Raw genomic sequence first — 2,069 nt, 5'->3', positions numbered from 1 at the left:
CCGTCCAGCCGGGGCCTTTGCGCGCCGACGGCGGCCCGCAGCCCTATGTGACCTACCGACCGTACGGGTGAGCCGGACAAGGATCGCGGGACGGAACGGAGGCCGCCCGGCTACGAAGATCACAACCCGCCTGTGATCTTCGAGCTGCGGGTACTCCGGGGGTCTCGTCGTACTTCGGCCGTCTGGCTGCACAGGGGAGGAGCGAGAGCGCCTGTAGGTGAGGTCCGAGACCGGTTGGCAGTCCAACAGGCCCGGGATGTTGGTCAGAACTGACACCGCGGTATCGCCGAACGCTTGTCTTCTTTTGGCGCTTGTAGCTGATGATGCGCAATTGGCAGGGTGATGCCGTGATCCTTCCCTTCACTCGCGATGGTGAGACCGGCAATGTGACGGTGGCTCTTGAACAGGTTGATGAGCCGTCGACGGTCGGCAAGCGCCCTGAAGCGCGCGGTTTCCGTGCTGCACGGCTGTGGTGGACTATCCCGGCACGGGGTATCGAGCCATGTTCGGCTGGGTCCAGCTGGTCCAGTCCACAGACAACTCGTCCGGCGGTGTCGACTTCGATATGGATCCGTTCGTCCTGTTCGAAGATGCGCCTTCCTCCTACGCCTTCTTCGGCGTCAGCCCCACTCTGTTCGACGCCCCGTCACGAGCCGAACGTGAACCCATGGCCTGGCTCGCCCACAGCTTCCTGGCATGGACACCTTTGGACCAGGCCCAGCGGCACGTCTTGCCGGTGGTCGGCTTCTCCTGGGGGTTCGACATCGATGCGACCGGCCACATCGCCCTCCGGCTCGCGAAACCACTGACAGCCGCCGAGTCGGACGGGCACCTGCCGTACTTGAGCACCTGTTATCCGGCCTGGGAGTTCGATGAATGGCAAGCCGGGGCTGCCTTGCCGCAATGACCATCTCACACCGGCCTGCGCTGGGATCGCGCCCTTGTGCCATCTCGTCGGCACCGAGCCGTTCATGGCAGGGTCATCGTTGATCTTGAACAGCCAGGCAGCAAACGAGAGTTAGTCGCACGCCTCCCCCGCTGACCGCGGACCAAAATCGACGAGGGAGGGGCACGCCAGGTAGCCCGCAGCATCGACGACGACTTCCCGTGCGCCGTGGGGCCTTGACCCAAGGCCGGACCGGATGAGCACCAGGTCCGCCGCTACCCTTCCTGGACCTGCTGGGTCACCCTCGCGATGCTGTCCCGTGCCTTCCTCGCAGTGGTCCGCGCCGACGAACACGCACACCGCCCCACGCCGGGCGACCTGATCCCGCTGACCTGCAACGAGATCCAGCGCCTGTTCATCAGTGTCGTTGTCCGGCCCGCTCACGGCCCGGCCCACCGGCTCAGCTGGTCCGCCTGGCGACGCAGCCACCAGGCGCGATCACGAGCCAGCCATTACCGGGGACAAGTGTGACTGAGCACTTCCGCTGGCCACTCTGAGCACCGAAGTTGGTCGCCCCGAGCCCAAAGCTGAGGGGTTCATCGGTCGCTGGGAGTAGGTCCTGCGCCTCAGGCGCGCTTCGCGCCTGCTTGGCTAGGGTCGGTCCTCATGGAGACCACGGGAATCGTTCGTCGCCAGACGGCGGAGCGTATGCGCGACGCTCTGGAGCGGCTCGTTACCGAGCGGGATGTATGGGTGTCGACGGCTCACCCTGATCACGGGCCGCACCAGGTGCCGCTGTGGTTCTTGTGGGATGGGCGAGCAGTGTGGATGTGCACCAGCGCCACTTCCGTGACTGCGCGAAACGTCCGCAAAGAGCCGCGCGTGCGCCTGTCACTACCGGACACCTTCGACGTGGTGCTCCTCCAGGGCGAGGCGGAGTACTTCCCGGACCAGGAGGTGCCCGGAGGCGCAGCGGAGGCGTTCGCCGACAAGTTCGGGTGGGATCCACGCGTGGAAGAGGGTTCCTTTCTGTATGTACGCGTGGTCCCGAGGACTGTGCGCGCTTGGCGCGGCGAGCCGGAACTACACGGGAGAGTCATCATGCGCGACGGGATGTGGCTGGAATAACGGCCGCCCCTCGCCGACGCGCCTCTCTCGGATCACGATCTACAGCTGGAGTACT

Annotated in this window: 2 protein-coding genes and 1 pseudogene; all 3 read left to right on the top strand. The window is 65.5% G+C overall.

The genetic code is table 11. The features are described from left to right. Positions 1–502 precede the first annotated feature (502 nt). Positions 503–907, top strand: coding sequence for a hypothetical protein (locus VXC91_RS44870; RefSeq protein WP_329513092.1), 405 nt, complete (start codon positions 503–505; stop codon positions 905–907). A 225-nt stretch (positions 908–1,132) separates the two neighbouring features. After that, positions 1,133–1,417: pseudogene (locus VXC91_RS44865) on the top strand (IS701 family transposase); the annotation flags it as partial. 135 nt (positions 1,418–1,552) lie between these two features. Beyond that, positions 1,553–2,014: a pyridoxamine 5'-phosphate oxidase family protein gene (locus VXC91_RS44860; RefSeq protein ID WP_329513091.1), complete on the top strand. Its 462-nt coding sequence runs from the start codon at positions 1,553–1,555 to the stop codon at positions 2,012–2,014. The last annotated feature ends 55 nt before the right edge of the window (positions 2,015–2,069 follow it).

Origin of the sequence: Streptomyces chiangmaiensis (genome assembly GCF_036281785.1) — a bacterium.
GTDB lineage: Bacteria > Actinomycetota > Actinomycetes > Streptomycetales > Streptomycetaceae > Streptomyces > Streptomyces chiangmaiensis.
This window is presented reverse-complemented; position numbering and strand designations above follow the sequence as displayed.

Excerpts from the sequence above, each read along its gene's own strand:
- VXC91_RS44870 (WP_329513092.1), top strand. The coding sequence starts at position 503 with ATGTTCGGCTGGGTCCAGCTGGTCCAGTCCACAGACAACTCGTCCGGC.
- VXC91_RS44860 (WP_329513091.1), top strand. The coding sequence starts at position 1,553 with ATGGAGACCACGGGAATCGTTCGTCGCCAGACGGCGGAGCGTATGCGC.